Raw genomic sequence first — 26085 nt, 5'->3', positions numbered from 1 at the left:
ATGCTGAAGCTCGCGATCCTAAGCGAATCCCCGGCGGATGAGGCCGCCCTGCGCGTGCTCGTGGGGTATGTGCTCGGCGGACAGTTCCGCTCGGTCCATACCTCGCTGCGGGCGCGGGGCTGGCCCTCGGTCGAGCAGGTACTGCCGGCGATCATCCGGCACCTGCATTTCAACACGGATGCCGACGGTCTGGTTGTCGTGGTGGATTCCGACGACTCCGTCGTCCATACGCCGGAGCACGAGGCCCCGGGCTACCATCATGCGTTCTGTCGCATCTGCCGCCTGCGTTCGGTCTTCCGGCGCACGGTCAAGCGGCTGCCACCGGCGCACGGTCGCGACCGGGTCCTGCGCGCGGTGGGGTTGTGTGTGCCCGCCATCGAGGCCTGGCTGCTGTGCGGCCGGGATCCCACGGTCAGCGAGGCGGCGTGGATGGACGGACAGGCCACCGGCCGGATGCCCTACACCCGGCGGGAACTCAAAGGGCGGGTCTACGGCACCGAGCGACCCTCGCTCCAGTATGAGACCAAGCGGGCCCTGGAAGAGGTGGCCCGCCAGCGCGGTGACGTGCGGCGTCTCGAGTACGATTTTCCCCACGGCTTTGGCGCACTGGCGCGGGATCTGCGGAGCTGGCCGCCGGGGCCGGGCCGGGCGGCCGGCTGAGCGAACTGACTTGCCGAAGGGGTGCGGCCTCGCACTGTCATAACGCTTACCCCTGCATGAAGTCCCCCCGTCTTTCCCTGGCCGTGCTCATGGGCGCGCAGGCTCAGGTCACCTTCAACGATTGTGCGGCGAAGTTCATGCTGATCGCCCTGGCCCAGCAGCTGGCGCGGACCGAGGGCTACGATGCCAAGCCGGTCATCACCCTGATCGGTTGGCTGCTGGTGCTGCCGTATGTTGCATTCGGGCCGATTTGCGGCTGGTTGTCGGACCGTTATGCCAAGCGCACCGTAATCAACGGCGCCCTGGTGCTCCAGATTGGGGTCATGATCCTGATGGTGGGCGCGCTGTGGGGGCAGTCCTTTACCGCCGCACTGACCGGGTTTGTCCTCCTGTCCCTGCAGACCTGCATCATGGGGCCGGCCAAGCGCGGCATCCTCCTGGAATACGCCGGGGAGAAGCGCCTGTCCCGTTTTGTCGGCTACATGGAGATGCTCAACATCACGGCGATCCTGGTGGGCACCTTCGCCGGCGGCCAGCTGTTCTCGCACTGGCTGCAGGCTGGCGACGATATCTGGACGGCGGGCCTCAAGGTCACGTTCCTGCTGACCGGCCTCTCGGTCCTGGCCTGGGCGGGTTTCCAGCTGGCGGCACCCTCCCGCGCGCAGTCGACCGAACCTTTCCACGCCCGCCTCTGGGTCCGGCATTTCACGGACGTGGCCGAGGTCTGGCGCGAGCGCCCCCTGTGGCGGGCGACGATGGGCATCTGCTTTTTCTACGGCATCGGCGGTTACTTTATGCAGCTGGTCCCGCAGATCGCCTATGAGATGGAGGCGGGCGGGGTGCGCACCGGCGCCGTGGCCAGCACGATGATGCTGATGGTCGGCGTCGGCACGATGGTCGGCCACCTGCTCGCCGGTCTGCTCTCGCGGCGCGGGGTGGAACTCGGGCTGGCTCCGCTGGGTGGTGCCCTGCTCCTCGCCATGCTTTTTGCCATGGGCTTTGTGCCCTTCGACAGCCGGGCCTTCACCGGGCTTCTCATCGGCGCGGGATTCTCCACCGGCCTTTTCGTGGTGCCGCTCTACGCCTTCATCCAGCAGAAAGCCGGTGACCACCGCCGCGGGCGCATTTTGGCCGGGGTCGCCTTGCTCGACAGCCTCGCCGGGCTGGTCGCGGGGGGAATCTATCTCCTCTTGGCGGGTGACGTCACCCTCGCGCTGGCGCCGCAGACGCAGTTTTTCCTCATGGCGCTCCTGACTCTGGGAATGCTCCTCTACGGCGTCTGGCACATCCCGCACCACACCGTGTGCACGGTGATGCGTCTGATTGGGCCGCTCTTTTACCGGGTGAAATCCATCGGCTGGGAAAACATTCCCTCCGGCGGCGCGTTGATGATCTGCAACCATCTTTCCTATGTGGATGCCGTCGTGCTGCAGATTGCCTCTCCGCGGCCAATCCGGTTCATCGCGTTCGCAGGCTTCGTGAAGAGCCCGTTCATGCGGTTCGTCTTCCGGGCGGCGGGGGTCATCCCCGTGACCGCCAACAAGCCGATGAAGGGCATCCGCCTCGCGGTGGAGGCCATCCAGCAGGGTGAGCTGGTTTGCGTCTTCCCTGAGGGAGCGATCTCGCGCACAGGGCAGCTCATGATCCTTAAGCGCGGCTTCGGCCTGATCGCCGAGTCGGCCCGCGCCCCCGTCGTGCCCGCCGCCATCGACGGCCTCTGGGGCTCGATCTATTCCTTCGCCGGCAACAAGTATCTCTGGAAGTCGCCGCGGCTGAAGCCGACACCGGTCTGCGTGATGTTCGGCCCGCCGATTCCCCCCGAAAAGGTGGACATGGGGACCGCGCGCCGGGCCCTGCTCGACCTGGGCGAACAAGCCTTCCAGGAGCGCCCGGTGCTCCGGCGCCACCTTGCCCGCGAGGCGATCCGCGCCCTGGCCAAGCACCCCCGACACATCGCCATCGTGGATCGCACCGCCGACCGCAAGGAAGTCTCGGCCGGCCAGTTGGTGGCCGTGGCCGCCGTCCTTGCCCGCCGCCTCCGCGCCACCGCTCCCGGCCAGCGCATCGGCATCGTGCTGCCCCCCGGGGCCGGGGCCGCGATCGCCAACCTCGCCGTCGCCTGCGCGGGGAAGGTCCCGGTCAACCTCAACTTCACCGCCGGCAAGGCCGCCGTGGAGGCGTCCCTGCGTCTCGGCGAGATCACCACCGTGATCACGGCGGACGCCATGCGGGCCAAGGTGCCCAATTTCCCGTTCCCGGAGCACACCGTGGACCTCAAGCAGGAGATCGCGGCCGCCGGCGGCAAGAAGGCGATCCTGCCCTGGCTGCTCGCCGTCAACCTGCTGCCCAACCAGTGGGTGGCGGGCCTGCTCGGCCTGCCCCGCACCGGCGACCACGCGGAGGCGGCCCTGCTGTTCACCAGCGGCAGCTCGGGCGAGCCCAAGGGGGTCGTGCTCACCCATCGGAACATCCTCTCCAACTGCGCGCAGATCTCCTCGCTCTCCATCCTGCCCGAGACGGCCACCATGCTGGGCTGTCTGCCGATCTTCCATTCCTTCGGTTTCACCGTGACCCTGTGGTACCCGATCCTGCGCGGCTGCCGGGTGGTCACGGTGCCCAGCCCGCTGGACACCAAGAAAATCGTCGATGCCATCCAGCAGGAGAAAGCCACCGTCATGGTGGGCGCCCCGACCTTCATCCGGCCCTTCCTCAAGAAGGCGACCAAGGCGGAATTGCAAAGCCTCAACCTGGTGGTCACCGGGGCGGAGAAGCTGCCCATGGACCTCTACGATGCCTTTCTCGCCCAGTTTGGGATCGAGATTCTGCAGGGCTACGGCCTGACCGAGACGACTCCCGCCGCCAGCATCAACCAGTACCACCCGCCCATCACGACTTCGACGGCCGAACACCAGGAGGGGAAGCGCCTCGGCGCCGTCGGCCGCCTGCTGCCGGGCTCGACGGCCCGGATCACCGACCCGGACACCGGCGAGGATCTGCCGTTGAACAGCACCGGTATGCTCTGGCTCAAGGGCCCGCACGTCTTCCCCGGCTACCTCAAGGATCCGGAAAAAACCGCCGCCGCGATCAAGGACCGGTGGTTCATCACGGGAGATCTCGGGCGGATCGATGATGACGGCTTCCTTTTCATCGAGGGCCGCTTGTCGCGTTTCTCCAAGATCGGTGGCGAGATGGTGCCGCACGGCACGATCGAGCAGCGCCTGGTCACCGCCTTCGACTGGGACCAGAGCGAGGGGCCGACGGCCGTCGTCACGGGCATCCCCGACGCCACCAAGGGCGAGGCGCTGGTGCTGCTCACCACCCGGGACGTGCTGATGGCCGACATCCGCACGAAACTGCTGGAGGCCGGTTTTCCCAATCTCTGGGTGCCCAAGCTGATCGTGCGGGTCGATGCGATCCCCGTGCTCGGCACCGGCAAGACCGACCTGAAGGGGTGTCGCACGGTGGCCATCGAGCGGGCCGCCGCGCAGGCGGAGAGTTGAGGCGGAGACCCCGCCCTGCAACTCAGGCCGGCGCCACCGCCTGCTCGTGCTTTTCGCGCGAGAGCCAGAGCAGCAGGAAGGCGGCGGAGCACAGCACGGCGCAGACCAGGAAGATGGCGCGGTAGCCGAAGCTGCCGGCCAGCGAGCCGAACGAGAGGTAACCGATCGTCGAGCCGATGCGGTTGGCCGTCGTATAGAGGTTCGTGGCGGTGCCCGGCTGGTCCGGGATGTAGCTTTGGAAAAACGTGATCGCGATGCCGGAGACCACCGCGATCATCGCCGCGCTGAGGATTTGCAGCGGGTAGATATGCCAGGGCTGGGTCACGAAGAACAGCAGCGCGTAGTAGGCGACCGCAATGATCATGCCGATCCGGATCAGGCGGCCGGGATGGCTGCGGGAGGCGAGCAGGCCGAACCAGAACATCAGCGGCAGCTCGAAGACCGGCGCCACGCTGAAGGCGATGCCCACCTGTTCCGCGGTACCGCCCAGCGTCTGGAGGATGAGCAGCGGCAGGTTCATCATGCCCATGGTCACGCAGATGAACACCAGGACGAAGGCCGCAAAGTAGCACAGCAGATAGGGCCGCCGCAGGACCTGGCTCAGCGGCACCTTGTTGGCCATCGCCGCCGCCGTGGGCGGCCGGGCGGGGATGTAGCGCCACACGATGACAAACAGGAGACCGAACATGGCCGCGCAGGTCAGGAAGATGCCCTCGTAGGAATACTTGATCATCACCCAGGCCGCGATGGCCGGGCCGATGGTCCACGCCAGCGAGAACAGCAGGCGGAAGATGTTCATGTACAGCGGGGCCTCCGCGTCGGGCACGCCGTGCCGGGTGAGGAACTCCCGCTGGTAGGCGAACAGTTGCGCGAAGGTGATCGACGACACGCCCAACGCCAGCGAGCCGATGACCGTGAGCCAGATCACGTCCCGCACGTAGGCGTAGCCCGCGTAACCGGCGACGCCGCAGACGCACGCGAGAAGCAAGATGGCCCGGCGGCTGATGCGGGTGTCGGACCAGCGGGAGAGAAAGGTCGTGATCACGATGCCACTGAGGGACGTGACGGTCATGAACACCCCGAACACCCAGTTGGTCATGCCGACCTCGAGCGTGCCGAACATCGAGTAGAACGGCGCCACGAACGAATAAGCCATGCCGAGCACGAGGTTGCTCAGGGCCATGATCCCGAATTCCCGATGGCCAAGCAGCCGCCGCCAGGGGGCGAGGAGGGCTTTCATGGGGAGATACGGGCTACGGCGGTCATCAGCGAAGCAGATTCCGATTTTGAAGGCAGCGCAAGTGCGGGGTCGGTGGGAACGCTACAACACGCCCTAGGAACCACCCACTCACTTATCGTCGGGTCGTCGCCTACGACGACCCGACAGGGAAGTCATAGAAGCCGGCAAAAAGAAGGCCCGGCTTTCGCCGGGCCTGAGGGAACGAGGAAGGGAGTCGCGAACTCAGACCGTGTGGGTCTTGAAGCTGGCGCTCTCCCAACGCGGCTGCCCGGCCTCGGTGGCCAGTTCGTTGAAGGCGTCGAGTTCGGCCTGGGTGAAGAGCAGGCCGCCGGCGGTGGCGGTGTGTTTCGCCCAGCCGGCTTCGAGCTGGCCGGGGAGCATGCACTTCTCGTTGCCGTGGCCGAGGACGTCGGCGATGACCGCCTTGACGTTCTGGGCCTGGTTGCGGCCCTTGGCGAAGGCGCCGCCGCTGATGGCATCGGGGTGGATCACCTGGAAGAAGAAGCAGCACGTGCCCTTGTCGCCCTCGGCCCGGTCCCAGCGGTTGCGGATCGTGGGCAGGGAGCCGCCGATGAAGCCGCCGACGATCTCATTGATCAGCGAGAGGCCGTAGCCCTTGTGGGCGCCGAAGGGGATGAGGAACTTGGCCTTCTTCGGGTCGGTGGTGACCACGCCGTTCTCGTCGACCGCGGCATCGGGCGGGAGCGATTTCCCCTCGCGGGCGAGCTGCTGGACGCGACCCATGGCGACCACGGACGTGGCCCAGTCGATCACGATCGGGTAACCCACGGCCTCGGTGGTGGGGAAGCCCCAGGAGTGCGGATTGGTGCCCAGGGTGGGGAACTTGCCGCCGAACGGGACGACCTCGGCGAGCGCCGCGGTGCAATTCGTGTAGGCGATGTAGCCCTTGCGCGCGGCGTCCATGACGTAACCGCCGCCCCAGAGGTAGTGGAAGGCGTTGTCTACCGAGACGGTGCCCACGCCGTACTGATCGGCGAGGCGGATGGCCTCGGCCATGGCGCGATAGGCGGTGGACTGACCGAGTTTTTTGTTGGCGTTCCAGATCTTCGCGGCGGCGAAGCGGGAGGGTTTTTCCTCGATCTGGGCGCCGGGCACGCAGCCCTTCGAGCCGGAGCCGAAGAGGTGGTCGAGATGGAGGGCCTTGATGCCGTTGTGGGTGCGGATGCCGTGGCGCGAGGCTTCGGCGCAGAAGCGGGCGCCCTCGGCGGCCTCGTCGGCCTGGAAGCCGCGGTGCTGGTAGGCGGCCTGGATGAGCGCGTTGTGCTGGGACTCGGGGACGATGAAGTAGGTGTCGGGCATGGGGAAGGATTTTAAGTAGCGAGTAGTGAGTAGCGGCTAGCGATTAGGGGAGCGAGGTCGGGAGTGAGTGCTTGCCTTGGAATGCTCGCTACTCACTACCCGCTACTCGCTACCGCAAGGTCACACGACCTTGCGCACCGGCACCTCGGGGTTGATCTGGGCGAGGGGCTTCTCGCCGTTCATGGCGAGGATGAGGTTGCGCACCGAGGTCGTGGCCTGGCGGACCACGCTCTCGTAGGTGCGCGAGCCGATATGCGGCGTGCAGACGACGTTGGGCAGCTTGAGCAGCGGGTGATCGGGCGTGGGCGGCTCGGAATCCAGCACGTCCGTGCCGTAGCCGCCGACCTGACCGGACTTGAGCGCCTCGACCATGTCGGCCGTGTGGACAATCTCGCCGCGGGCGCAGTTGAGGATCAGCACGCCCTTTTTCATCTTCGGGAAGGACTTCGCGCTGATCATGTCGCGCGTCTCCGGCGTCAGGTTCGTGTGCAGCGAGAGGTAGTCGGACACCGCGTAGACCTCATCGAGGGTCGCGGCGCGCTTCACGTCATGGGCGGCGGCGAACTTCTCGTCCCAGTAGACATCGAAGCCGATGACCTTCATGCCGAAGGCGCGGGCGCGGATGGCGACCTCCTTGCCGATGCGGCCGAGGCCGATGATGCCGATGGTCTTCTCCAGCAGCTCGTGGCCGGTCTTGCGCTTCCAGGTGTTGGCGCGGGTGGAGTCGGTGTGGAAGAGGAAGTTCTTCTCGAGGGCGAGCAGCAGCAGGAAAGTGTGCTCGGCGACGGTGGTGTGGTTGACGCCCGGGGTGAAGAGCAGGGGCAGGCCGAATTCCGTGCAGGTCTTCACGTCGATCTTGTCGACGCCGATGCCGTACTTGCTGATGACCTTGAGGCGGGGTTTCGCCTTCTCCAGGACGGCGCGGGTGATCAGGTCGTCGCCACAGATGTAACCATCGATGTCCCCGACGAGCGCGAGCGTGTCGGCCTCGTTGAGCGGGCCGCGGGCCCGGATGATTTCCCAGCCGGTGTCGGCGAGCATCTGGTGATGCGCCCCGGGGGTGTCTTGAAAGGAGGTGGTGGTAAGCAGAATGCGCGTCATAGGGAACGTGCAGCCGAACACACCGGGCCGGTGCACACAAAGCGAAACTTGCCGCGGCCCTGTCATGCAGGTTGCGCTGACGGCAAAATTTCCGTTGGCTGGCGTTTCGCTAATGAAAACATCTGCGCAAGTCACTGCCTCCCTTAAGCGTCGGTTGGGCGCCACGGTGGACGTCTCCGAAAAAGGCTGCTGGGCCGCGTCGTTCGACAGCAGCAAGATTTCTTTCCTGCCGGAAGCGGTCATCACCCCGCGGCGTGAGGCCGACATCGGGGTGGTGCTCGAACTGGCCAACCGGCACCGTGTGCCCGTGACCGTGCGCGGGCGTGGCACTACGCTCATGGGCTCGGCCGCGCCGGTGCGCGGCGGCTGGGTGGTTGACATGCGGCGCCTGAAGAAAATCGCCATCGACGCCGACGCCGGCATGGCCCACGTGCAGGCCGGGGCCGTCACCGGCGCGATCCAGGACGCGGCCGCAGTCCACGGCTGGTTTTATCCGCCCGATCCCTCCTCGAAGGCCTATTGCACGATCGGCGGCAACATCGCGTGCAACGCCGGCGGCATGCACGGCGGCAAGTACGGCGTGACCCGCGACTTCATCATCGCGCTGCGCGGCTATCTGCCGACCGGCGAGCTGGTGGAGTGGGGGACGGCCACGAAGAAATTCGCCGCCGGCTTCAACCTGCGCGACCTGTGGATCGGCAGCGAGGGCATGCTCGGCATCGTGACCGGGGCCGTGCTGAAGCTCGTGCCCCAGCCGGCCACGCGCTGGACGCTCCTGACCTCGTTCCCCGACGAGACGGCGGCGCTCACGGCCATCAAGACCCTCTTCCGCGCGCGGGTGCAGCCCGCAATCTGCGAGTTCCTCGACCGGGAGAGCGTGCTCTGTGCGGAGCGGGCGACCGGCAAGACGGTCTTCCCCGGCCAGGCCGGCCGCCCGGTGATCCTGCTCGAGCTGGCGGGATCCGTCAGTGAGGTAGATGATCTCAAGCTGGAGGTGCTGGCCTGGGCGCAGGCGCATGCGCTGGGCTTCCGCGAGGCGCGCAGCCGCGAGGAGGCCGAGGAGCTCTGGGCCGTCCGCCGCAAATGCTCGGGCGCGATGTTCGAGCTGGGCGACGCCAAGCTCAACGAGGACATCGTCGTCCCGATGAAGAACTACGAGAAATTCGCCCGCTATTTGGCCGGCCTGAAGAAAAAGTCAGGGCTGCACATCCCGACCTTCGGACATCTGGCCGACGGCAATCTGCACGTGAACATCATGTATCACCGCGCCGACGCGAAGGATACCAAGGCCGCGGAAGCCGCCGTGCAAAACCTGATGGAGACGGTGGTGCGCCTGGGTGGCGCCATTTCGGGTGAGCACGGCATCGGTCTGGCGAAAACACCCTTTCTGCGCATCCAGCACTCGCCGGCACAGGTGCGCGCCATGCAGGCCGTGAAAAAGGCGCTCGATCCCCGCGACATCCTGAATCCCGGCAAGATGTTCCAGGAGGTCCGCATCTGGAAATACCAGAAGCTGCAGGTACACCTGCCGTGGGACCACAAGTAGCAAGGAGGTGAGGGTGGGAGGATGGGTTCATCCTCAGGTTTCGCACCCTCACATTCTCTGTTTGCTGAGCCGGTTCTGACCGTCCTCAGAACTCTTTCGTTGCGTCCGCTCCCGGGTATTTCAGATTTCCGGGACCCCACCCCTGATGTCTGCCCCCGAAGCCTCCGCCGCCCGGCCGGAGCTGCGCCCGCTGCGCAAGCTCATGGCCGCCAACCGCAGTGAAATCGCCGTCCGGATCTTCCGCGCCGGCACCGAACTCGGCCTGCGCACGGTCGCGGTGTTCGCCCATGAGGACCGGCTCGGCATCCACCGGTACAAGGCCGATGAGGCCTACCAGGTTGGCGCCGGCAAGGGGCCCGTGGCGGCCTACCTCGACATCGACAGCATGGTCGCGGTGGCGGTGGCGCACGGGGTGGACGCGATCCACCCGGGCTATGGATTTCTGTCCGAAAACGCCGCCTTCGCCCGCGCGGTCGAGGCCGCCGGCATCACCTGGGTCGGCCCGCGCCCGGACCTGCTGGAGATGATGGGCGACAAGACCGCGGCCCGCGCCCTGGCCAAGCGGATCGACGTACCCGTGCTGCCCGGCACCGAGGAACCCGTGACCGACCGCGACGAGGCGATGAAGATCGCACGGAGCATCGGGTTCCCCCTCATCATCAAGGCCGCCTTCGGGGGCGGCGGCCGCGGCATGCGCGTGGTCCACCAGGCGTCCGACCTGGGCGCGCTGCTCGACGAGGCGCAGGGCGAGGCGGAACGCGCCTTCGGCAACCCCGCCGTTTTCCTCGAGAAATACATCTCCCGCGCCAAGCACATCGAGGTGCAGGTGCTCGGCGACAAGCACGGCAACGTCATCCACCTCTACGAGCGCGACTGCTCCGTGCAGCGCCGCCATCAGAAAGTCATCGAGGTGGCGCCGAGCTTCGGCCTGCCCAAGGCGGTGATCACCGAACTCTGTGCGGCAGCCGCGCGGATGGCCCGGGCAGTGAAATACGACAACGCCGGCACGATCGAATTTCTCTACGATCTCGACCGGCACGAGTGGTTCTTCATCGAGATGAACCCACGCATCCAGGTCGAGCACACCGTCACCGAGGTTGTGACCGGCCTCGACCTCGTCCGCGCACAGATCCTGATCGCCCAGGGCCACGCGCTGCATTCGCCGGAGGTGGGCATGCCGGTGCAGGCCGAGGTGCCCTGCCACGGCTATGCCATCCAGTGCCGCATTACCACGGAGGACCCCGCCAACCGGTTCATCCCGGACTACGGCCGCATCATGGCCTACCGGTCGCCCGGCGGGCTGGGCATCCGCCTCGACGGCGGCATGGGCTTCTCCGGGGCGGTCATCACGCCCTTCTACGACTCCATGCTGGTGAAGCTGGTCTCGAGCGCCCGCACCTACGAGGCCGCGATGCAGCGGACCCACCGGGCGTTGTCGGAATTCCGCATCCGCGGGGTGAAGACCAACATTCCCTTTCTCGAGAACGTGATCGCGCACCCACTCTTCCGGGCCGGGGAGGCGACCACCGCGCTGATCGACACCTCGCCGGAGCTCTTCGCCTTCAAGCCCCGGCGCGACCGCGCCACCAAGCTGCTCGGCTTCCTGGGCAACGTCATCGTCAACGGCAACCCGCACGCCAAGGGCTTCCGACCGGAGAAGTCCTTCGCCATCCCCGTGCCGCCGCCGGTGCGGCTCGGCGAACCCGCCCCGGGCACGCGCCAGCTCCTGCTGGAACTGGGACCCAAGAAATTCGCCGCGTGGACAATGCAGCAGAAGCGCCTGCTGGTGACCGACACAACCTTCCGCGACGCCCACCAGTCGCTCATGGCCACGCGAGTGCGCAGCTACGACATGCTGGCCTGCGCCGGAGCGCTGGCCCAGCAGGCGCCCGGGCTCTTCTCGCTCGAGATGTGGGGTGGGGCGACCTTCGACACCGCCATGCGTTTCCTGAACGAGGATCCGTGGGAACGGCTGCGCCATCTGCGCGCCCGCGTGCCCAACATCTGTTTCCAGATGCTCTTCCGCGGGGCCAACGCGGTCGGTTACACCAACTATCCGGACCATATTGTCGCCGGGTTTGTGCGCCATGCAGCGGCCTCGGGCATGGACATCTTCCGCATCTTCGACTCGTTGAACTACCTGCCCAACCTGCGCGTGGGCATGGAGGCGGTGCAGGACACGCACGCGGTCTGCGAGGCCGCGATCTGCTACACCGGCGACATCCTCGACGGCCGCCGGGACAAGTTCTCGCTGAAGTACTACGTGAAGCTCGCGCAGGAGCTGGAGCGCATGGGCGCGCATTTCCTCGCCATCAAGGACATGGCCGGGCTGTGCCGGCCGTATGCCGCCCACAAGCTGGTGAAGACCCTACGGGAGGAGGTCGGCCTGCCGATCCATTTCCACACTCACGACACCAGCGGCATCGCCGCCGCCTCCGTGCTCCGTGCGGCGGACGCCGGCGTCCACGTGGCCGACCTGGCTCTGGCCGCGATGAGCGGCAGCACCTCGCAGCCCAACCTCAACTCCATCGTGGCCGCGCTGCAGCACACGCCGCGCGACACCGGGCTCGACCTGGACCGGCTCAACGCCTTCTCCGACTACTGGGAGCAAGTCCGTGCGGTCTACCAACCCTTTGATACGGCGCCGCGCACCGGCTCGGCCGAGGTCTACCTGCACGAGATGCCCGGCGGGCAGTACACCAATCTCCGCGAGCAGGCTGCCTCCATGGGCGTCTCGCACCGCTGGCCCGAGATCGCCCGGACCTACGCCGAGGTCAACCAACTCTTCGGCGACATCGTCAAGGTCACGCCCTCGTCCAAGGTCGTCGGCGACCTCGCCCTCTTCCTGTTTTCGCGCGGTATCCGGCCGGCGGACGTGGTCAACCTCGAGCCCGGGGCCACGCCGTTTCCGGAGAGCGTGATCGACATGCTCATGGGCGGCCTGGGGTGGCCCGAGGGCGGCTGGCCGGTGGCGATGTGGCGCGCCGTGCTCGGCGACGCGCGTTTCAAGGAAGCCCGGTCCCGGTACCGCGCCGCAACAAAACGCAAGGCCCCGAAGCGCGCCGCCTCCGGTGCCGCGGGCTCGGCCGCCCTGGCGAAGCTGCGCGAGGAACTGGCGGAGAAACTCAAGCGTCCGGCCACCGAGGATGACCTGTTCTCCCACCTGATGTACCCGGCGGTGTTCGCGGAGTTCGCGCGGCACCAGCGGGAATACGGCGACGTGAGCGTGCTGCCCAGCTCCGCCTTCTTCTATGGGCTGAAGCCCGGCGAGGAAATCTCCGTCGAGATCGAGGAGGGCAAGGTGCTCATCATCCGGCTCATCAGCGTGGGTGCCGTCGACAAGGACGGCTGTCGTACGGTCAGTTACGAGCTCAACGGCATCGGCCGCGAGGCGGTCATCCCGGATCGCACGGCGGTGACCAAGTCCAAGGCCCGGGCCAAGGCGGATCTGGCCGATCCCTTGCAGGTCCCCGCGCCGATCCCCGGCCTGGTTGTGGTGATGTCGGCCTCCGTCGGGGCGAAGGTCGCGAAGGGCGACAAGCTCTTCATGATGGAGGCGATGAAAATGCAGACGACCGTCTACGCAGCCACGGATGGCGTCGTCGCCGAGGTCCATGCCGGCGTCGGCGATGCCGTCGAGGCCAAGGACCTGATCGTCAAGCTGCGGGCCTGAGGGGCGGGCTGGACTCTCACCGGTCGTCGCACGGTCACCCCGGGCCGGTCTGAGACCGGCCCTACGGTGCGAGCGGTGGTCGGCTGTCGCGGCCCAGCACGGTCGACAGCGTGCGCAGGAGGGTCTCGGCGGTGTAGGGTTTGGGGATGAAGTACGTCAGGCCGGCATTTTCCGGCGCGTTGGCGAGCAGTAGGGAACCTGCGCCCTGGCCGCTGGACCCGATGATCTTCACCGCGGGATTGAGCGTGCGGAGGGCCAGGATCGTGGCGGGGCCGTCCATCACGGGCATGGCCATGTCGGTGATGACGACGGCGATGGCGGTGCGGTGGAGGGCGTAGAGGGCGACCGCCTCGGTGCCGTTCTGGGCCAGCAGAGTGCGGTAGCCGAATTTCTCCAGGGCGCTGCGGGCGATCTCGCGGATCATTTCCTCGTCGTCGACGATGAGAATCAGCTCGTTCTGGCCGCGCGGGAGATCGTGATGCGTGGGATTGAGTTCAGGGAGGGTGGGGGCCGGGCCGGGGTCGGCCGGCAGGAAGACATGGAAGGTGGTGCCGTGCCCTACTGTGCTGTCGACGGTGATGAAACCGCCGTGGCTTTTCGCGATGGCGCGGGAAGTGGACAGCCCCAGTCCCGTGCCGCGGCCAAGGTCCTTGGTGGTGAAGAACGGCTCGAAGATGCGTTCCCGGTTTTCCGGCGGGATGCCGGTGCCGGTGTCGGTCACATCGGTCCGCACATACGGGCCGGGCCGGGGCGCGCCGGAGCTATCGTCCAGGACGACGTTTTCCAGGTGGAGGGTGAGCTTGCCGCCGCCGGGCATCGCGTCCCGGGCGTTGACGCAGAGGTTGAGCAATACCTGGTGAAACTGGGTGGGGTCACCGGTGACGGGCCACAGATCGTGCGAGAAGGACAACTCGAAGGTGATGTTCTTTGGAAAGGTATCGGCGACAATCTGCTCGATCTCGCGACCGATGTGCTTGGGTTGCATCAGCACGTGCTGGACGTCGACGCCCCGGCCGAAACTCAGCACCTGCTTGACCAAGCTGGCCCCGCGCTGCGCGTTGGCGGCGAGCTGGTCGAGCTGCTTCTGCACACCTTCGTGGTCGGGCATCTTCAGCTTGAGCAGGGCGATCGACATCAGGATTGGGGCCAGAATGTTGTTGAGGTCGTGGGCGATCCCCCCCGCAAGGATGCCGATGCTTTCCATCCGCTGGGCTCGCATGAACTGGGCCTCAAGGTGCTTTTTCTCCGTGAGGTCCAGGTTGATGCTGAGGTGACCGATGACCCGGCCGTCCGGGGTGCGCACGAGGCTTCGCCGGGTGGCAAACGTAAGGGGCGATCCGGCCTTGTTATGGATCTGAATTCACCCTGCCAGCTGCCCTGGGTGGAGGTCTCCGCGATCGCCGCCAAGAGGGTAGGGTGGTCCAGCGCATGGAAAAGTTCGCGCACGGTGCGGCCGACCGCCTCGGCCGCCGTCCAGCCCAGCAGGCGGGTGGCGCCCTGGTTCCAAAGCGTGATGCGCCCGGCGAGGTCATACAGGATGATGGCGTCATGGGCTTGCTCCAACATGGCGGCCTGGGTGCTCAGCTGTTCCTGAATCCGCTGTAGCTCCGTCAGGTCGCGGCGCACGGCGGAAAACCCCATGAGGGCACCGGTTGGGTCGCGGAAGGCGACCAAGATCAGCTTGGCTTGGAAGGGGGTGCCGTCCCGACGGAGCCGTCGCCCTTCGTCGACCACATACCCGGCGTGGGCGGCCCGGGCCAGCAGCCGCTCGGGCAGGCCGGCCGCCCGGTCCACGGGAGAGTAAAAAAGGCTGAAGTGCGCCCCCAGCATTTCTTCGGCGGTATGGCCGGTTTGCCTTTCCGCCTCCGAGGTCCAGTTGGCGATCACCCCGGTCGGGGAAAGGGTAAAGACGGCATACTCCGCAGCGGCACCCAAGCCTGGCGCGTTCACCGGTGGCACCGGGGGGGGCCGCCTGGTCATCCGGCGGGAGGACGGGGGAGGAGGGGTGCATGGTGCGTGGAAGGCAAAACCAAGGCCCGTGGGTCATAAATACCCGGGTCCGGCGGGCGTTGTCGAGGTCCGTATCGTGCAGGGTGCAACTCTATTACGCGGATCGCGATGTTTTCCTTTTTACCGTTGCACCGGCTCGACGCGCCGCCTCACTTTTTGCCCTTAAGCACTAATGCATCTCAAGGCGCTCAAGCTTCACGGTTTCAAAAGTTTCGCGGACAACACCACCCTCAGCTTCCAACCCGGAGTCACGGCCATCGTGGGCCCGAACGGTTGCGGCAAGAGCAACATCGCGGACGCGATTCGCTGGGTGCTGGGCGAACAGAGCGCCAAGGCCCTCCGCGGCGGCAAGATGCAGGACGTCATTTTCGAGGGCGCCGACACGCGCAAGCCCGCGCAGTTCTCCGAGGTGGCGCTGCTCCTGACGGATTGCGAGAAGCAGCTGGGCAGCGAGTTTCATGAGATCGAGATCATGCGCCGCGTGTCCCGCGACGGCCAGGGTGAGTATTATTTCAACGGCCAGCCCTGCCGTCTGAAGGACATCCACAAGCTTTTCATGGACACCGGCGTGGGCCGCACGAGCTATTCGATCATGGCGCAGGGCCAGATCGACCAGATCCTCTCGTCCAAGCCCGAGGAACGCCGCGTGGTGTTCGAGGAGGCTGCCGGCATCACGAAGTACAAGAGCCAGCGCCGCGAGGCGATGAACAAGCTCGCCCTGACCGAGCAGAACCTGGCCCGCGTTTCCGATGTCATCAACGAGGTTGCCCGCCAGATCGGCAGCCTCAAGCGCCAGGCCGCGAAGGCCATGCGTTTCAAGCGCCTCAGCTTCCGCCTGCGCCACCTCGCCCTGGCGCACGGCCACCACCAGTGGCTCGGTCTCAGCACGACACTTGCCGGGCTTGAGGGCTGCGTGGCCGGCCTGCGCGGCGACGCCGAGGCCCGCCGCAGCGCGCTCGACGAGCGCACCCGCGCCCTCGACGAGCAGAAAGCCGCCCGCATGGCGCTGACGCAACGCGTACAGGACAGCCAGCAGGCCGTCTTCGACCTGCGCTCCCAAAAGGAGCAGGCCGAGAACCAGTCCGGCCTCGCCCAGGTCAAGCGCACCGGACTCATCGAGCGCCTCGACGCCGGCAAGGATGACATGGCCGAGCTCGAGATGCAGCTCCGGGAACTCGCCTCGCAGGTCGACACCGGTTCGCAGGACAAGCAGATGCAGCTCTCGCTGCTCGGCAGCTCCGACGCCGTCTTCCAGGACCGCAACCGCGAGCTGGCCGTGCTGGAGGGCGAGCTGACCCGCGCCGAGCAGCAGCTCAGCCAGGAAAAATTCGCCCTGCTCCAGGTGGAGAGCACGGTCGCCCGGCTCCGCACCGACAGCTCCGGCCTCGAGGTGGACGCCCGCACGAGCCAGAACAAGTACGACCAGCTTTCCCAGGATCTCGCCCAGCTCCGTTCCGCCGTCGAGGGCGCAGCCTCCGCGCTGGCCGAGGCCAGCCAGAAGGTGCAGGAGGCGCGCATCGAGCAGAGCCGCTCGAACAACGAGGCGCAGGCCGCGCAGACCGCCCTGCAGGAAGCCACGCACCAGTTCCGTGAGGCCCAGCGCCGCCTGCAGGAGATCGACCGGGGGCTCGCGCAGAAGACCGCGCGCTTGAAGCTGCTCCAGCAGCTGCAGGAAAAATGGGAAGGCTTCGGCGAGGGTGCCAAGGCGCTGCTCCAGGGCCGCTTCACCGCCGTGCTCGGCGAGCAGAAATTCATCCCGATCACGCAGGGGCTCGAGGTGCGGCCCCAGTACGCCAAGGCCGTCGAGGCGCTGCTCGGCGCCTCGGTCGAGGCGATCGCGGTTTCGGACCTGGCGACCGCGCAGAAGATCCTCGGTCAGCTCGAGGCCGACCAGGTCGGCAGCGTGTGCCTGCAGGTCTCCGGTCTCACCGCCGCCGCCGCCGCCGCGGACGGCTTGCCGTCCTTCCTGTCCCCGGCGACCGCCATGGTGGCCAATCTCGACGCGGCCCACCCGGCCGCCAGCGTGTTGTCCGCCTGTTACCTCACGGATGACCTGAACGGCTTCCTTGATTTCTGGCGGGCGAATCCGGCCTTCAGCTTCCTCATGGTGGCGACAGCGAAGGGCGACCTCGTGGACCGCCGCGGCTTGATCTACGGCGGGCACCACAAGAAGCCCGCCAACAGCATCGTCCAGCGCGAGGTGGACCTGCGCGAGACCGGCAAGGCCGTGGTGGCCGAGCAGGCCGCGCACGACGAGCAGCGCGCCCTCATCGACCGGCTCAATGCCGTCCTGGCCGAGGCCGAGGCCACGCTCGAGCAGAAGCGCAAGGATGTGCTCGCGGCCTCCCAGCACGCCGCCGCCCTGCACACCGAGGAGAAGAACGCCCAGCGCTCGCTGGACGACGCCAGCACGCGGCTCCAGCGGATGGAGAACGAGCTCACCAATCTCAAGCGTGACCACGACGAGGCCCTGGCCCGCCTGGCCAAGGCCCAGGCCCAGTTGGCGGAGGTGCATGCCGCCGTCGAGGCCCAGAAGCTCAAGATCACCGGGGTCGAGACCGCCATCAGCGAGAAGCGCGCCGACCGCGACCAGAAGCGCGAATCCCTCGCCCAGGCCCGCCTCGAGCTCGCCGAGCGCCGGCAGAAGGTCGAGGTCCTGGACCGCGGCCTGACCGAGATGGAGCGCCGCCGCGTGCAGCTCGCCGACCTGCACGACCAGCGCCAGATCGAAATCGAGACCTGGGGCGAGCAGATCGCCGCCCTCGAGCAGGAAGGCGCCGGCCAGCGCGCCCGCGCCGAGGAAATTGCCGTCACCCTCGCCGTGGCCCAGGAGAACGTGGAAAACTCCCGGCGCGAGCTGTCCGCGGTCGAGCAGGAGATCAACCGCGTCGAGTCCGGCCTGAGCACCATCCGCACCGAGGCCGAGGCGGCCATGACCGAGCTTTCCCGCAACGAGGTCAAGGCGGCCGAGACGAAGGCCCGCGTGCAGTTCCTCACCGAGGAAATCAATCACGAGTTCCAGACCGACATCGCCCTGCTGGACTGGAAAAAGCTGCTGTGGCATGCCGACGATGAGCCGGAAGGCATGAAGGACCTCGATCTGGACGAGGAGGAGACGGAGGAGGGCGGACCGAAGACCGAAGACCCCGCCGCCGCCGAGGCGAAGCCGAAGCGTCGCAAGAAGAAGGAAAACAAGGGTGACCCGACCGAGGCCGACCTGGCCGCGCTCGAAACAGCCAACTGGGCCGAGATCAAGGCCGAGGTGGACGCCCTGCGCCAGCGCATCGGCACCATGGGCGCCGTCAACCTCGTGGCCATCGAGGAATACTCCGAGCTGAAGCAGCGCTACGAATTCCTCAAGACCCAGAGCGACGACCTGACCAACGCCAAGGCCGCTTTGCTCAAGGCGATCGACGACATCAACCAGACCTCCCTCGAGCAGTTCAAGGTCACCTTCGAGCAGATCCGCAAGAATTTCGCCTACACCTTCAACATCCTCTTTGGCGGCGGCCGGGCCGAGATCGACCTGGTCACGGCCGAGGATCCGCTGGAAAGCGGCATTGAGATCGTGGCCCAGCCCCCGGGCACGAAGCTGAAGGGCATCACGCTGCTGTCGGGTGGACAGAAGACCCTCACCGCCGTGGCGCTCCTCTTTGCGCTCTACATGGTGAAGCCGTCGCCGTTCTGCTTGCTCGACGAACTCGACGCGCCGCTGGACGAGTCAAACATCCATCGTTTCACCAACCTGCTGAAGCAGTTCGTGAAGGAGTCGCAGTTCATCATCATCACGCACAACAAGAGCACCGTGGCCGCCGCGGATGCGCTGTACGGCGTGACGATGCAGGAGCGCGGCGTGTCCAAGACGGTGTCGATGCGCTTCAACGCGGAGCGGGGCGAGGCGGAGGCCCTGCCGACGACGATCGCCGACTCCGTGCGCGGCGCCGCCCCCCAGGCCCCGGCTTGACCCGCGGCCCCGGCTTATTTCATGAACAAGCCTGATGTCCGGGCGCTCGGTGCGGCGGGGGCATCCAGGCCCCAGTTCCGGGGATAGTCCCGGACAACCTGCTCATGATGCGCCTCCGGGTGGTCATGGAAGGACATGGCGGCGAAGGGTGAGGCCAGCATTTCCTGCCGGTCGACTTCCAGCGGCAGCTCAAACTCATCCACCCAGCCGCCGTGGGTGCGGTAAACGTAATAGCCCTGGGTGCGGTTGTAGTAGATTTCGTAACCCGGGAAATAGACGTAGCGTTCCTCCAACTCCAGACGGGCCTGCAGCTCCGTAGGCGTGGGGTAATAGGATCCCGGGCCCGCCTGTGGGAAGCCCGTGCAACCGGCGAGAAGCCCGGCCAGGACCAGCAGCCCGCCACCCGCCCACCGGGCCAGGGGGCCGGCACGGCGGCAATCCCGCGGGGTGCGGAGGGCGGGGGACATGGCGACGGCGGTGGCCTCAGCTGCGCGGACTGCGCAGGCCGCCCATGAGGTACACAATGAGAAGGATGAGCAGGATCAGGCCGACGCCACCGCCGCCGACCGCCGGACCGCCAAAGTAAAAGCCGCCGCCGCCGAACAGAAGCAACAGGATGAGGATAAGAAGCAGAGGATTCATGGGCGGCAAGATACCATCCGGCCGCCGCACCTCCAATGGGGCCTTCATCCCACCCGGGTTTCAGCACTCCGTGACCTCGACGCCGTCCACCGCCCCGTCGGTCACGCGCACGGCCACGACCATCGGCCGGCAACAGACCTCGCAATCAGCGATGAATTCCGCGCTGCCCTCGGTCACGTCAAAGGCGAGGGAGAACGTCTCACCGCAGTGGGGGCAGTCGATGGCCAGGGCGTCATGCATACCGCAGCATGGCCGGGCGCGGCTAAAAGGCAAAAGGCGCGCCCGGGCCGCCGGCGGGCCGCTGCGCACATTTTGGCCTGAAGGAGCCAGCCAGTAGGCGGACGTCTATCCTTCCCGGGGTGGGTCATTCAGGGAAAGCCTGTGGTATAATACAGGCAAAAGGATACCCCATGAAAACCCCGCTCACCGCCATCATCACCGGCGCGTTGCTTTGGTTCCTGTACCTGTTCTTCGGCCGGCAAATCGACCTGGCCTTCTGTGCGATCATCTTGTTCGGCACGGGCATCGTGGCCTGGACCGTGGAACAGTACGGGCACCACCGGCCGCACTAAATCACCGTTAGCGCGCGACCCTCGAGCGCCCGCGCCGCCAGCTGCGCGCGGGGCCGGGGCGCGGCTTGGGCTGGGCGGTAGGGCGGGGGCTTCGCCCCCGCCTCGAACCCGTTATCATGCTTGAACCAGGCGGGGTTCGGCGACCCCGCCCTACAGCCGGCGACAAAAAAGGCGCGACCCCGGGTGGGATCGCGCCTCTTTTGCCTGCCCGCCGGCGGGGTATGTCCGGCGGGAATGGGTCAGTGGCCGTGGCCCTTCTTGGCCTTGGGTTCGGCGGCCTCGGTGCCGCCATCCACGGCGATCATGTCGGCCGGGACGTTGGAAAGGGCGTCCTCCATGGTGGTGAGGCCCATCTTGACCTTGAGCATGGAGTCCTGGTGCATGGTTTTCATGCCGTTCTTCATGCAGACGCGCTTCAGGTCGGCCACCTCGACCTCCTTATTGATGGCCTCGACGATCTCCTCGCAGTTGACCATGAGTTCGTGGATGCCGACGCGGCCCTTGTAGCCGTTGCCGCTGCAGACATGGCAGCCGCCGGGGGCGGCCTTGTAGATCTCGGGCGCCTCCTTGAGATCGAGGGCCTTCATGATGATCTCGGCCTCGCGGCCGTCGGGGACGTACTTCACCTTGCAGTTCTTGCAGACGCGGCGGAGGAGGCGCTGGGCGCACACGCAGACGAGCGCGGCCGAGATGTTGAAGGGCTCGATGCCCATCTCACCCATGCGGGAAACCGTGGAGGGCGCGTCGTTGGTGTGGAGGGTGGAGACGAGCAAGTGACCGGTGAGCGCCGCTTCGCAGGCGATCTGGGCGGTTTCCTTGTCGCGAATTTCACCGACGAGGATGATGTCGGGATCCATGCGGAGGTAACAGCGCAGGGCGCGCTCGAAGGTGAGCCCGATCTGCTTGTTCATCTGCATCTGGTTGAGGCCAGGCAGGGTGTACTCGATCGGGTCCTCGGCGGTCTGGATGTTGACGTCGGGGGTGTTGATCTCGGCCAGCGCGGCGTAGAGGGTCATGGACTTGCCGGAGCCGGTCGGGCCGCAGTGCAGGATCATGCCGTAGGGCTGGCGCACGCACTCGCGGTACTTGGCGAGGTTCTCGTCCGAGAAGCCCAGCATCGGCAGGGGCAGGGTGGACTTGGCCTTGTCGAGGATACGCATGACCACCTTTTCGCCGTGGTTCATCGGGCCGGTGGCGACGCGCAAATCGATGTCGATGTTCTTCTTGGTGTACTTCTTGAAGACGATGCGGCCGTCCTGCGGCAGGCGACGCTCGGAAATGTCGAGGTTGCACATGATCTTCAGGCGGGCGACCAGGGCAAAGGCGACCTGCTTGGGCAGGCGCATCTTCTCGGCGCACACGCCGTCCACGCGGTAGCGGACGACGAGGTCCTTTTCCATCGGCTCGATGTGGATGTCGGACGCGCCGGAGACGTAGGCGTCCTCGATGATGCGGTTGGTGAGCTGGATGATGGGGGCGGAGTCCTCGCTCTCGAGGTCGGCGGCCTTGACCTCGCCCGTGCCGCCGCCCTCGGTGTAGGCGCCGGCGATGAGGTCCTTCACCTCGTCGATGTCCACCTCGGCGGCGGGTTCGCCGGCCTTGGCCGCGCCCGCCTTCTCGCCAAAGGCCCGCTTGAGCAGGGCGTCGAGGAGGCTGGCCGGGATGACCTTGACGTCGTCGATCGACATCTCGGTGGCCTGGGAGAACGCCTCGCGCTTGGCGTAATCGAGGGGGTTGGTCATCAGCACCGAGCAGGAGTTGGCGCCGGTCTTCTTGTAGGGGAAGATGCACTCGCGGCGGATGATCGCGTCGCCGGTGATCTCGACGAGTTTCTCATCCACGTCGATGTCCTCGATCTTGGTGACGAGGGGCAGCTCGGTGAACTTCGAGATGAACTTGGCCGTGTCCTCGGGCGTGAGCTGGAACTTCGGGTCCAGCATGCGCTGGATGAGGGTGGAGGAGTACTCGGCGACCTCCATGAGGACGCTGAGGTCCTTCGGCGTGAACGACCCGCCGGTGCCGGCGGAGGGCTCCTTGTTGAGGACCTGGATGGCGCCGATGACGATGTTCGTCTTGAGCGGCACGGTGAGCATCGAGTTCACCTCGAAGCCCACGTCCATCTTCTTGAGGGTGGCGGCGTCGGCGCCGCGGCCGCTGAAAAAGAGGGGCTCGCCGGTCTGGATGACCTTGCCGACGTTGCCGGTGCCGGCCGGGAGTTTCAGGGCCAGGAGCTTCCGGGTGGTTTCCTTGAACTGGAGTTCCTTGTCCTTGTCCGCCCCCCAGAGGGTGGGTGAATAGTAGATGTGCTTGAACGCAATCTCGCCGCCCTCGACGAGGTACAGCGTCATGGATTGGGCCTGGAGGGATTCCACGACCTTGCTGGCGGTGAGCTCGATGACGGTGTTGACGTCCTCCTTGCTCGGGGCCGGCTTGGAAATGACCTTGATCAGCAGGGAGCGGCGCAGGGTGCCGGTAAGATTGCTTGCGGTGGCCATGTGGTGGGGGAGGTGGAAGGCGCCGGAGCGGGCCGATCGCGAGGCGATGGTCCGGGATTGAAAAACGCGCTTGCTTGTATGGCCGAAAATAAGCGTGGTCGAGGGCGAATTGCAAATGATTCGCTGGCTCAAATCGCTCCTGAACAGACTGAAGCCCACGCCGCCGCCTGCGACCAGCGCGGAAGCCGAGGCGGGCAGCCGGGGGGAGCAGGCGGCGGCGGATTTTCTCCGCGGCCGGCAGGGGTACACGATCGTGACGCGCAACTGGCACAGCCCGCGGGACCGCCGGGATGAGATCGACCTGGTGTGCCGGGACGGCGAGGTGCTGGTCTTTGTCGAGGTGAAGGCGCGCGCGGAGGGCGCACTGGTGAGCGGCTACCAGGCGGTGGACGAACGCAAGAAGCGGGCGCTGCGTCGCGCCGTGCAAACCTACCTCGCGCAGTTGGTGCCGGCGCCGCGGACCTTCCGTTTCGACATCGTGGAAGTGACGCTGAGCCAGCGGCTGCCGGCGCAGGTCATGCATTACGAGAACGCGCCCTTGTTTCCCAAGGGTTATCATCTCGCCCGGCCGGCGCCGGCGAAGGATGCGGCGGGCACCGCCTGACCCGGCGTCGGAACGTGTCACAAGGGCGGGCCGCCCCAATAAAGCCTTGCGGCAGCCCGCCATCGGGCCGACGTTCCCCGCCGTACATGGCAGACGAAACGCCTCATCCCTTTCTCCACGGCCTGAGCAAGCACCGCGGCTCGCCGCCGACGGTGGTGGTCATCTTCGGCGCCTCCGGCGACCTCACCGCCCGCAAGCTGATTCCCGCGATCTACAACCTCGCGCACGACGGGCTGCTGCCGACGGATTTCTACCTCATCGGTTTCGGCCGCAAGCCGATCCCCGACGCGGAATTTCAGCAAATCGCCGCCGGGGCCATCAAGGAATTCTCCCGCCGTGAGCCGACCGCCGACGTGTGGGGCCGGCTCGCGCCGCGCACGCTGTACGTGAGCGGGGGTTACGACGAGAAGGCCGCGTTTGACCGGCTGGGCGATCGCATCGCCGGTTTGGAAAAGGAAATCGGCCAGCAGCTCCAGAGCCTGTTCTACATCTCCACGCCGCCCACGGTCTTCGCCCCGATCATCCGCAACCTCGGCGCCAGCGGCCTCGCCGCGCGCCACCTGGGGCAGCGCCACCAGTCGAAGGTCATCATCGAAAAACCCTTCGGCCGCGACCTGGCCAGCGCCCAGACGCTGAACCGCGAGCTCACCGCGGTGTTCGAGGAGTCGCAGGTCTTCCGTATCGACCACTACCTCGGCAAGGAGACCGTGCAGGACCTGCTGGTCCAGCGTTTCGCCAACTCGATCTTCGAGCCGATCTGGAACCGGAATTTCATCGACCACGTGCAGATCACCGTGGCCGAGCAGGTGGGCGTCGAGGCGCGCGCCGGCTACTACGAGCAGAGCGGCTGCCTGCGCGACATGATCCAGAACCACACCATGCAGCTGCTCGCGCTGACCGCGATGGAGCCGCCGGTCTCGATGGATGCCGAGTCGGTGCGCGACGAGAAGGTGAAGGTGCTCAAGGCCATCCAGCCGCTCCGGCTCGACGGGCCTGATCCCGATGCCGCCCGCGCCCAGTACGGCGAGGGGCTGATCGGGGGCAAACCGGTGAAAGGCTACCTCGAGGAGAAGGATGTCGCGCCGGCCTCCGCCACCGAGACCTACGCGGCGCTCCGGCTCCGCATCAACAACTGGCGCTGGCAGGGCGTGCCGTTCTACCTCCGCTCCGGCAAGCATCTCGCCCGGCGCGTCAGTGAGATCGCCGTGCGTTTCAAGCGCCCGCCGGGCAGCCTGTTTGCCGAGTCCGAGCGGTTCCAGCTCGCCCCCAACACGCTCGCGTTCCAGATCCAGCCGGACGAGGGCCTGAGCCTCGTGCTCAACGCCAAGATCCCCGGCCTCGAGACCCGCACGCAGCCGGTGAAGATGAATTTCAAGTACGCCACGACCTTCGGTTCCAACACCCCGGAGGCCTACGAGCGCCTGGTGCTCGACGCCATGATCGGGGACGGCACGCTGTTCATCCGCGGGGACGAGACCGAGCGGTCCTGGCAGCTGATCACGCCGATCCACGAGAAGTGGGCCGCGCAGGGCCGCACGGGCATGGACACCTATGCCTCGGGCTCGTGGGGCCCGAAGACCGCCGTCGACCTGCTCTCGGTCAACGGGCACAACTGGCGGGAACCGTGAGCGCGGCGAGGCTGCGCACGGGACAAGTAACCAAAGATCAAGCCACACGATGATCAGCCTCTTCTTCCCGATGCCGACCTGTCTGCTTCCGGATACTTGGAACCTGTCACCTGAAATTTCACCCTGATGCCTGAGTTCTTCGATGTCTTGCCCGGCCAGGAAGTGCCGGTCGGCGGGATCTCCGCCGGCTTCAAGAAGCTGTGGGCCGACACCCCCGCCAAGGAGGGCCGGGCCGTGCAGCTCAACCTCGTGCTGCACCTCGGGCGCCGCGCCTCCGCGGCCGACGCGCTGGTGCAGTTCCAGCACCTGCTGAATTTTGCCCGCCGTTATCCGGCCCGGGTGGTCGTGCTGTGTCCGGACTATGACGAGGGGCGCCCGGTCGAGATCCGCGCCAAGATCTACGGGGAGTGTTTCTTCGGCAAGGCGCAGGCCGACACCCGGTGCGTGGAGTTTGTCATCCTGCACTACACCATGGCCGCCCGGGCGCACCTGGAGAGCCAGGTCTCGGTCTGTCTGTCCACCGACCTCCCGCTGTATTACTGGGCCCACGCCTTTGCCGAGAGCCGGCGCATCGCGGACTACGATTACCTGCTGACACGCTCGGCGCGGGTGCTGTTCGACAGTGCGATCGTGCCGGCCGACGCCTTCACCTTTCCCTGGCCCAACCTCTCGGCGGTGCGCGATCTCGCCTACACGCGCACGCTGCCGCTCCGGCAGAACCTCGGCCAGTTCCTCAGCCGCTATGCGCCGGCGGACATCGCGGCGGGGTTGCAGACCGTCACGCTGCGCCACCAGGCCGAGTTCGCCGCCGAGGCCTCCTGCCTGCTGGGGTGGATCAAGAAGGGACTGGTGCGCGGCGGGTCGGACCTGGCGCCGGTCTCGTTCACGGTTAAGCCCGAGAAATGCCAGGGCTGTTTTGAGCTGAGCTTCGGGTACGCCGACACGAAGAAGATTTTTCTCTGGCAGGCTGACCTGTCGAAGAACCAGGCGGTGTTCACCGGCGACCTGGGCCATGGCCGCACGACGTTGACCGTCGGGGCGCACCTGCTGACGCCGGAGCTGGCGCTGGCCGAGGCGATGTTCTTCTGAGCGGCGGCGCGGGACCGGATGGGTTGGTCCAGGCTATAAAT

At 66.6% G+C, this 26085-nt stretch carries 18 protein-coding genes; 9 read left to right on the top strand and 9 right to left on the bottom strand.

The features are described 5' to 3' along the window. Both Verru16B_RS16365 and Verru16B_RS16360 read left to right on the top strand, forming a co-directional pair. Nucleotides 1-660, top strand: coding sequence for a hypothetical protein (locus tag Verru16B_RS16365; protein ID WP_069963294.1), 660 nt, complete (start codon nucleotides 1-3; stop codon nucleotides 658-660). Between the two features lie 56 nt (nucleotides 661-716). Continuing rightward, the gene (locus tag Verru16B_RS16360; protein ID WP_069963293.1) at nucleotides 717-4160 is read left to right on the top strand and encodes an MFS transporter; all 3444 of its coding nucleotides are present in this window, start codon (nucleotides 717-719) and stop codon (nucleotides 4158-4160) included. A gap of 22 nt (nucleotides 4161-4182) precedes the next feature. Here the strand turns inward: Verru16B_RS16360 and Verru16B_RS16355 are convergent, their stop codons facing one another. From Verru16B_RS16355 to Verru16B_RS16345, 3 genes are all read right to left on the bottom strand, one after another. Further along, complete coding sequence (locus tag Verru16B_RS16355; protein ID WP_069963292.1) at nucleotides 4183-5400, bottom strand: sugar efflux transporter; 1218 nt, start codon at nucleotides 5398-5400, stop codon at nucleotides 4183-4185. Nucleotides 5401-5622: 222 nt separating this feature from the next. Beyond that, nucleotides 5623-6720 carry an Ldh family oxidoreductase gene (locus Verru16B_RS16350; protein WP_069963291.1) on the bottom strand — a complete coding sequence of 366 codons (1098 nt, stop codon included), beginning with the start codon at nucleotides 6718-6720 and terminating at the stop codon, nucleotides 5623-5625. A gap of 120 nt (nucleotides 6721-6840) precedes the next feature. Next, nucleotides 6841-7821, bottom strand: coding sequence for a phosphoglycerate dehydrogenase (locus Verru16B_RS16345; RefSeq protein ID WP_069963290.1), 981 nt, complete (start codon nucleotides 7819-7821; stop codon nucleotides 6841-6843). A 112-nt stretch (nucleotides 7822-7933) separates the two neighbouring features. Between Verru16B_RS16345 and Verru16B_RS16340 the strand changes: the two genes are divergently transcribed. Both Verru16B_RS16340 and Verru16B_RS16335 read left to right on the top strand, forming a co-directional pair. Further along, nucleotides 7934-9367: an FAD-binding oxidoreductase gene (locus Verru16B_RS16340; RefSeq protein WP_069963289.1), complete on the top strand. Its 1434-nt coding sequence runs from the start codon at nucleotides 7934-7936 to the stop codon at nucleotides 9365-9367. Between the two features lie 145 nt (nucleotides 9368-9512). Continuing rightward, complete coding sequence (locus tag Verru16B_RS16335; RefSeq protein ID WP_069963288.1) at nucleotides 9513-13040, top strand: pyruvate carboxylase; 3528 nt, start codon at nucleotides 9513-9515, stop codon at nucleotides 13038-13040. A 61-nt stretch (nucleotides 13041-13101) separates the two neighbouring features. On the opposite strand, the gene Verru16B_RS18975 is transcribed toward Verru16B_RS16335, so the two are convergent. Together Verru16B_RS18975 and Verru16B_RS16325 are read right to left on the bottom strand one after the other, a co-directional pair. Beyond that, entirely contained in the window at nucleotides 13102-14175 is a 1074-nt protein-coding gene (locus tag Verru16B_RS18975) for an ATP-binding protein (RefSeq protein ID WP_069963287.1), read from the bottom strand. After that, entirely contained in the window at nucleotides 14175-15020 is an 846-nt protein-coding gene (locus tag Verru16B_RS16325; protein ID WP_083270429.1) for a PAS domain-containing protein, read from the bottom strand. The genes Verru16B_RS18975 and Verru16B_RS16325 overlap by 1 nt, the downstream gene beginning before the upstream one ends. 202 nt (nucleotides 15021-15222) lie before the next feature. Between Verru16B_RS16325 and smc the strand changes: the two genes are divergently transcribed. Then, nucleotides 15223-19014, top strand: coding sequence for a chromosome segregation protein SMC (smc, locus tag Verru16B_RS16320; RefSeq protein ID WP_069963285.1), 3792 nt, complete (start codon nucleotides 15223-15225; stop codon nucleotides 19012-19014). A 14-nt stretch (nucleotides 19015-19028) separates the two neighbouring features. Here smc and Verru16B_RS16315 read toward each other — a convergent pair whose 3' ends face one another. Genes Verru16B_RS16315 through Verru16B_RS16305 form a run of 3 tightly spaced genes read right to left on the bottom strand, consistent with a single transcriptional unit; the run spans nucleotide 19029 to nucleotide 19896 of the window. Next, a complete protein-coding gene (locus Verru16B_RS16315) occupies nucleotides 19029-19481 on the bottom strand; it encodes a hypothetical protein (protein ID WP_069963284.1) in 453 nt (150 codons plus the stop codon). A 16-nt stretch (nucleotides 19482-19497) separates the two neighbouring features. After that, nucleotides 19498-19656 carry a DUF3309 domain-containing protein gene (locus Verru16B_RS16310; protein WP_099093325.1) on the bottom strand — a complete coding sequence of 53 codons (159 nt, stop codon included), beginning with the start codon at nucleotides 19654-19656 and terminating at the stop codon, nucleotides 19498-19500. A 60-nt stretch (nucleotides 19657-19716) separates the two neighbouring features. Next, nucleotides 19717-19896, bottom strand: coding sequence for a zinc ribbon domain-containing protein (locus Verru16B_RS16305; RefSeq protein ID WP_069963282.1), 180 nt, complete (start codon nucleotides 19894-19896; stop codon nucleotides 19717-19719). A 170-nt stretch (nucleotides 19897-20066) separates the two neighbouring features. Between Verru16B_RS16305 and Verru16B_RS18470 the strand changes: the two genes are divergently transcribed. Beyond that, nucleotides 20067-20228, top strand: a complete 162-nt coding sequence (locus Verru16B_RS18470) for a hypothetical protein (protein ID WP_157772503.1) — start codon at nucleotides 20067-20069, stop codon at nucleotides 20226-20228. A gap of 239 nt (nucleotides 20229-20467) precedes the next feature. On the opposite strand, the gene Verru16B_RS18070 is transcribed toward Verru16B_RS18470, so the two are convergent. Further along, nucleotides 20468-22723 (bottom strand): ATPase, T2SS/T4P/T4SS family, encoded by a 2256-nt coding sequence (locus Verru16B_RS18070; protein ID WP_083270428.1) that lies wholly within the window; start codon nucleotides 22721-22723, stop codon nucleotides 20468-20470. 115 nt (nucleotides 22724-22838) lie between these two features. Between Verru16B_RS18070 and Verru16B_RS16295 the strand changes: the two genes are divergently transcribed. From Verru16B_RS16295 to Verru16B_RS16285, 3 genes are all read left to right on the top strand, one after another. After that, on the top strand, nucleotides 22839-23327 hold the full coding sequence (locus Verru16B_RS16295; protein WP_069963787.1) for a YraN family protein: 489 nt from the start codon (nucleotides 22839-22841) through the stop codon (nucleotides 23325-23327). Nucleotides 23328-23413: 86 nt separating this feature from the next. Next, complete coding sequence (gene zwf / locus Verru16B_RS16290; RefSeq protein WP_069963281.1) at nucleotides 23414-24955, top strand: glucose-6-phosphate dehydrogenase; 1542 nt, start codon at nucleotides 23414-23416, stop codon at nucleotides 24953-24955. A gap of 126 nt (nucleotides 24956-25081) precedes the next feature. Continuing rightward, a complete protein-coding gene (locus Verru16B_RS16285) occupies nucleotides 25082-26044 on the top strand; it encodes a glucose-6-phosphate dehydrogenase assembly protein OpcA (protein ID WP_069963280.1) in 963 nt (320 codons plus the stop codon). Nucleotides 26045-26085 lie beyond the last annotated feature (41 nt).

Origin of the sequence: Lacunisphaera limnophila (assembly GCF_001746835.1) — a bacterium.
GTDB lineage: Bacteria > Verrucomicrobiota > Verrucomicrobiia > Opitutales > Opitutaceae > Lacunisphaera > Lacunisphaera limnophila.
Note: the sequence above shows the minus strand (reverse complement) of the source record. Positions and strands in the feature narration are given on the sequence as shown.

Excerpts from the sequence above, each read along its gene's own strand:
- zwf (WP_069963281.1), top strand. The coding sequence starts at position 23,414 with ATGGCAGACGAAACGCCTCATCCCTTTCTCCACGGCCTGAGCAAGCAC.
- Verru16B_RS16305 (WP_069963282.1), bottom strand. The coding sequence starts at position 19,896 with ATGCATGACGCCCTGGCCATCGACTGCCCCCACTGCGGTGAGACGTTC.
- Verru16B_RS16315 (WP_069963284.1), bottom strand. The coding sequence starts at position 19,481 with ATGTCCCCCGCCCTCCGCACCCCGCGGGATTGCCGCCGTGCCGGCCCC.
- Verru16B_RS16340 (WP_069963289.1), top strand. The coding sequence starts at position 7,934 with ATGAAAACATCTGCGCAAGTCACTGCCTCCCTTAAGCGTCGGTTGGGC.
- Verru16B_RS16335 (WP_069963288.1), top strand. The coding sequence starts at position 9,513 with ATGTCTGCCCCCGAAGCCTCCGCCGCCCGGCCGGAGCTGCGCCCGCTG.
- Verru16B_RS16360 (WP_069963293.1), top strand. The coding sequence starts at position 717 with ATGAAGTCCCCCCGTCTTTCCCTGGCCGTGCTCATGGGCGCGCAGGCT.
- Verru16B_RS18070 (WP_083270428.1), bottom strand. The coding sequence starts at position 22,723 with ATGGCCACCGCAAGCAATCTTACCGGCACCCTGCGCCGCTCCCTGCTG.
- Verru16B_RS16285 (WP_069963280.1), top strand. The coding sequence starts at position 25,082 with ATGCCTGAGTTCTTCGATGTCTTGCCCGGCCAGGAAGTGCCGGTCGGC.
- Verru16B_RS16350 (WP_069963291.1), bottom strand. The coding sequence starts at position 6,720 with ATGCCCGACACCTACTTCATCGTCCCCGAGTCCCAGCACAACGCGCTC.
- Verru16B_RS16355 (WP_069963292.1), bottom strand. The coding sequence starts at position 5,400 with ATGAAAGCCCTCCTCGCCCCCTGGCGGCGGCTGCTTGGCCATCGGGAA.
- Verru16B_RS16325 (WP_083270429.1), bottom strand. The coding sequence starts at position 15,020 with ATGACCAGGCGGCCCCCCCCGGTGCCACCGGTGAACGCGCCAGGCTTG.
- smc (WP_069963285.1), top strand. The coding sequence starts at position 15,223 with ATGCATCTCAAGGCGCTCAAGCTTCACGGTTTCAAAAGTTTCGCGGAC.
- Verru16B_RS16310 (WP_099093325.1), bottom strand. The coding sequence starts at position 19,656 with ATGAATCCTCTGCTTCTTATCCTCATCCTGTTGCTTCTGTTCGGCGGC.
- Verru16B_RS18470 (WP_157772503.1), top strand. The coding sequence starts at position 20,067 with ATGAAAACCCCGCTCACCGCCATCATCACCGGCGCGTTGCTTTGGTTC.
- Verru16B_RS16345 (WP_069963290.1), bottom strand. The coding sequence starts at position 7,821 with ATGACGCGCATTCTGCTTACCACCACCTCCTTTCAAGACACCCCCGGG.
- Verru16B_RS18975 (WP_069963287.1), bottom strand. The coding sequence starts at position 14,175 with ATGTCGATCGCCCTGCTCAAGCTGAAGATGCCCGACCACGAAGGTGTG.
- Verru16B_RS16365 (WP_069963294.1), top strand. The coding sequence starts at position 1 with ATGCTGAAGCTCGCGATCCTAAGCGAATCCCCGGCGGATGAGGCCGCC.
- Verru16B_RS16295 (WP_069963787.1), top strand. The coding sequence starts at position 22,839 with ATGATTCGCTGGCTCAAATCGCTCCTGAACAGACTGAAGCCCACGCCG.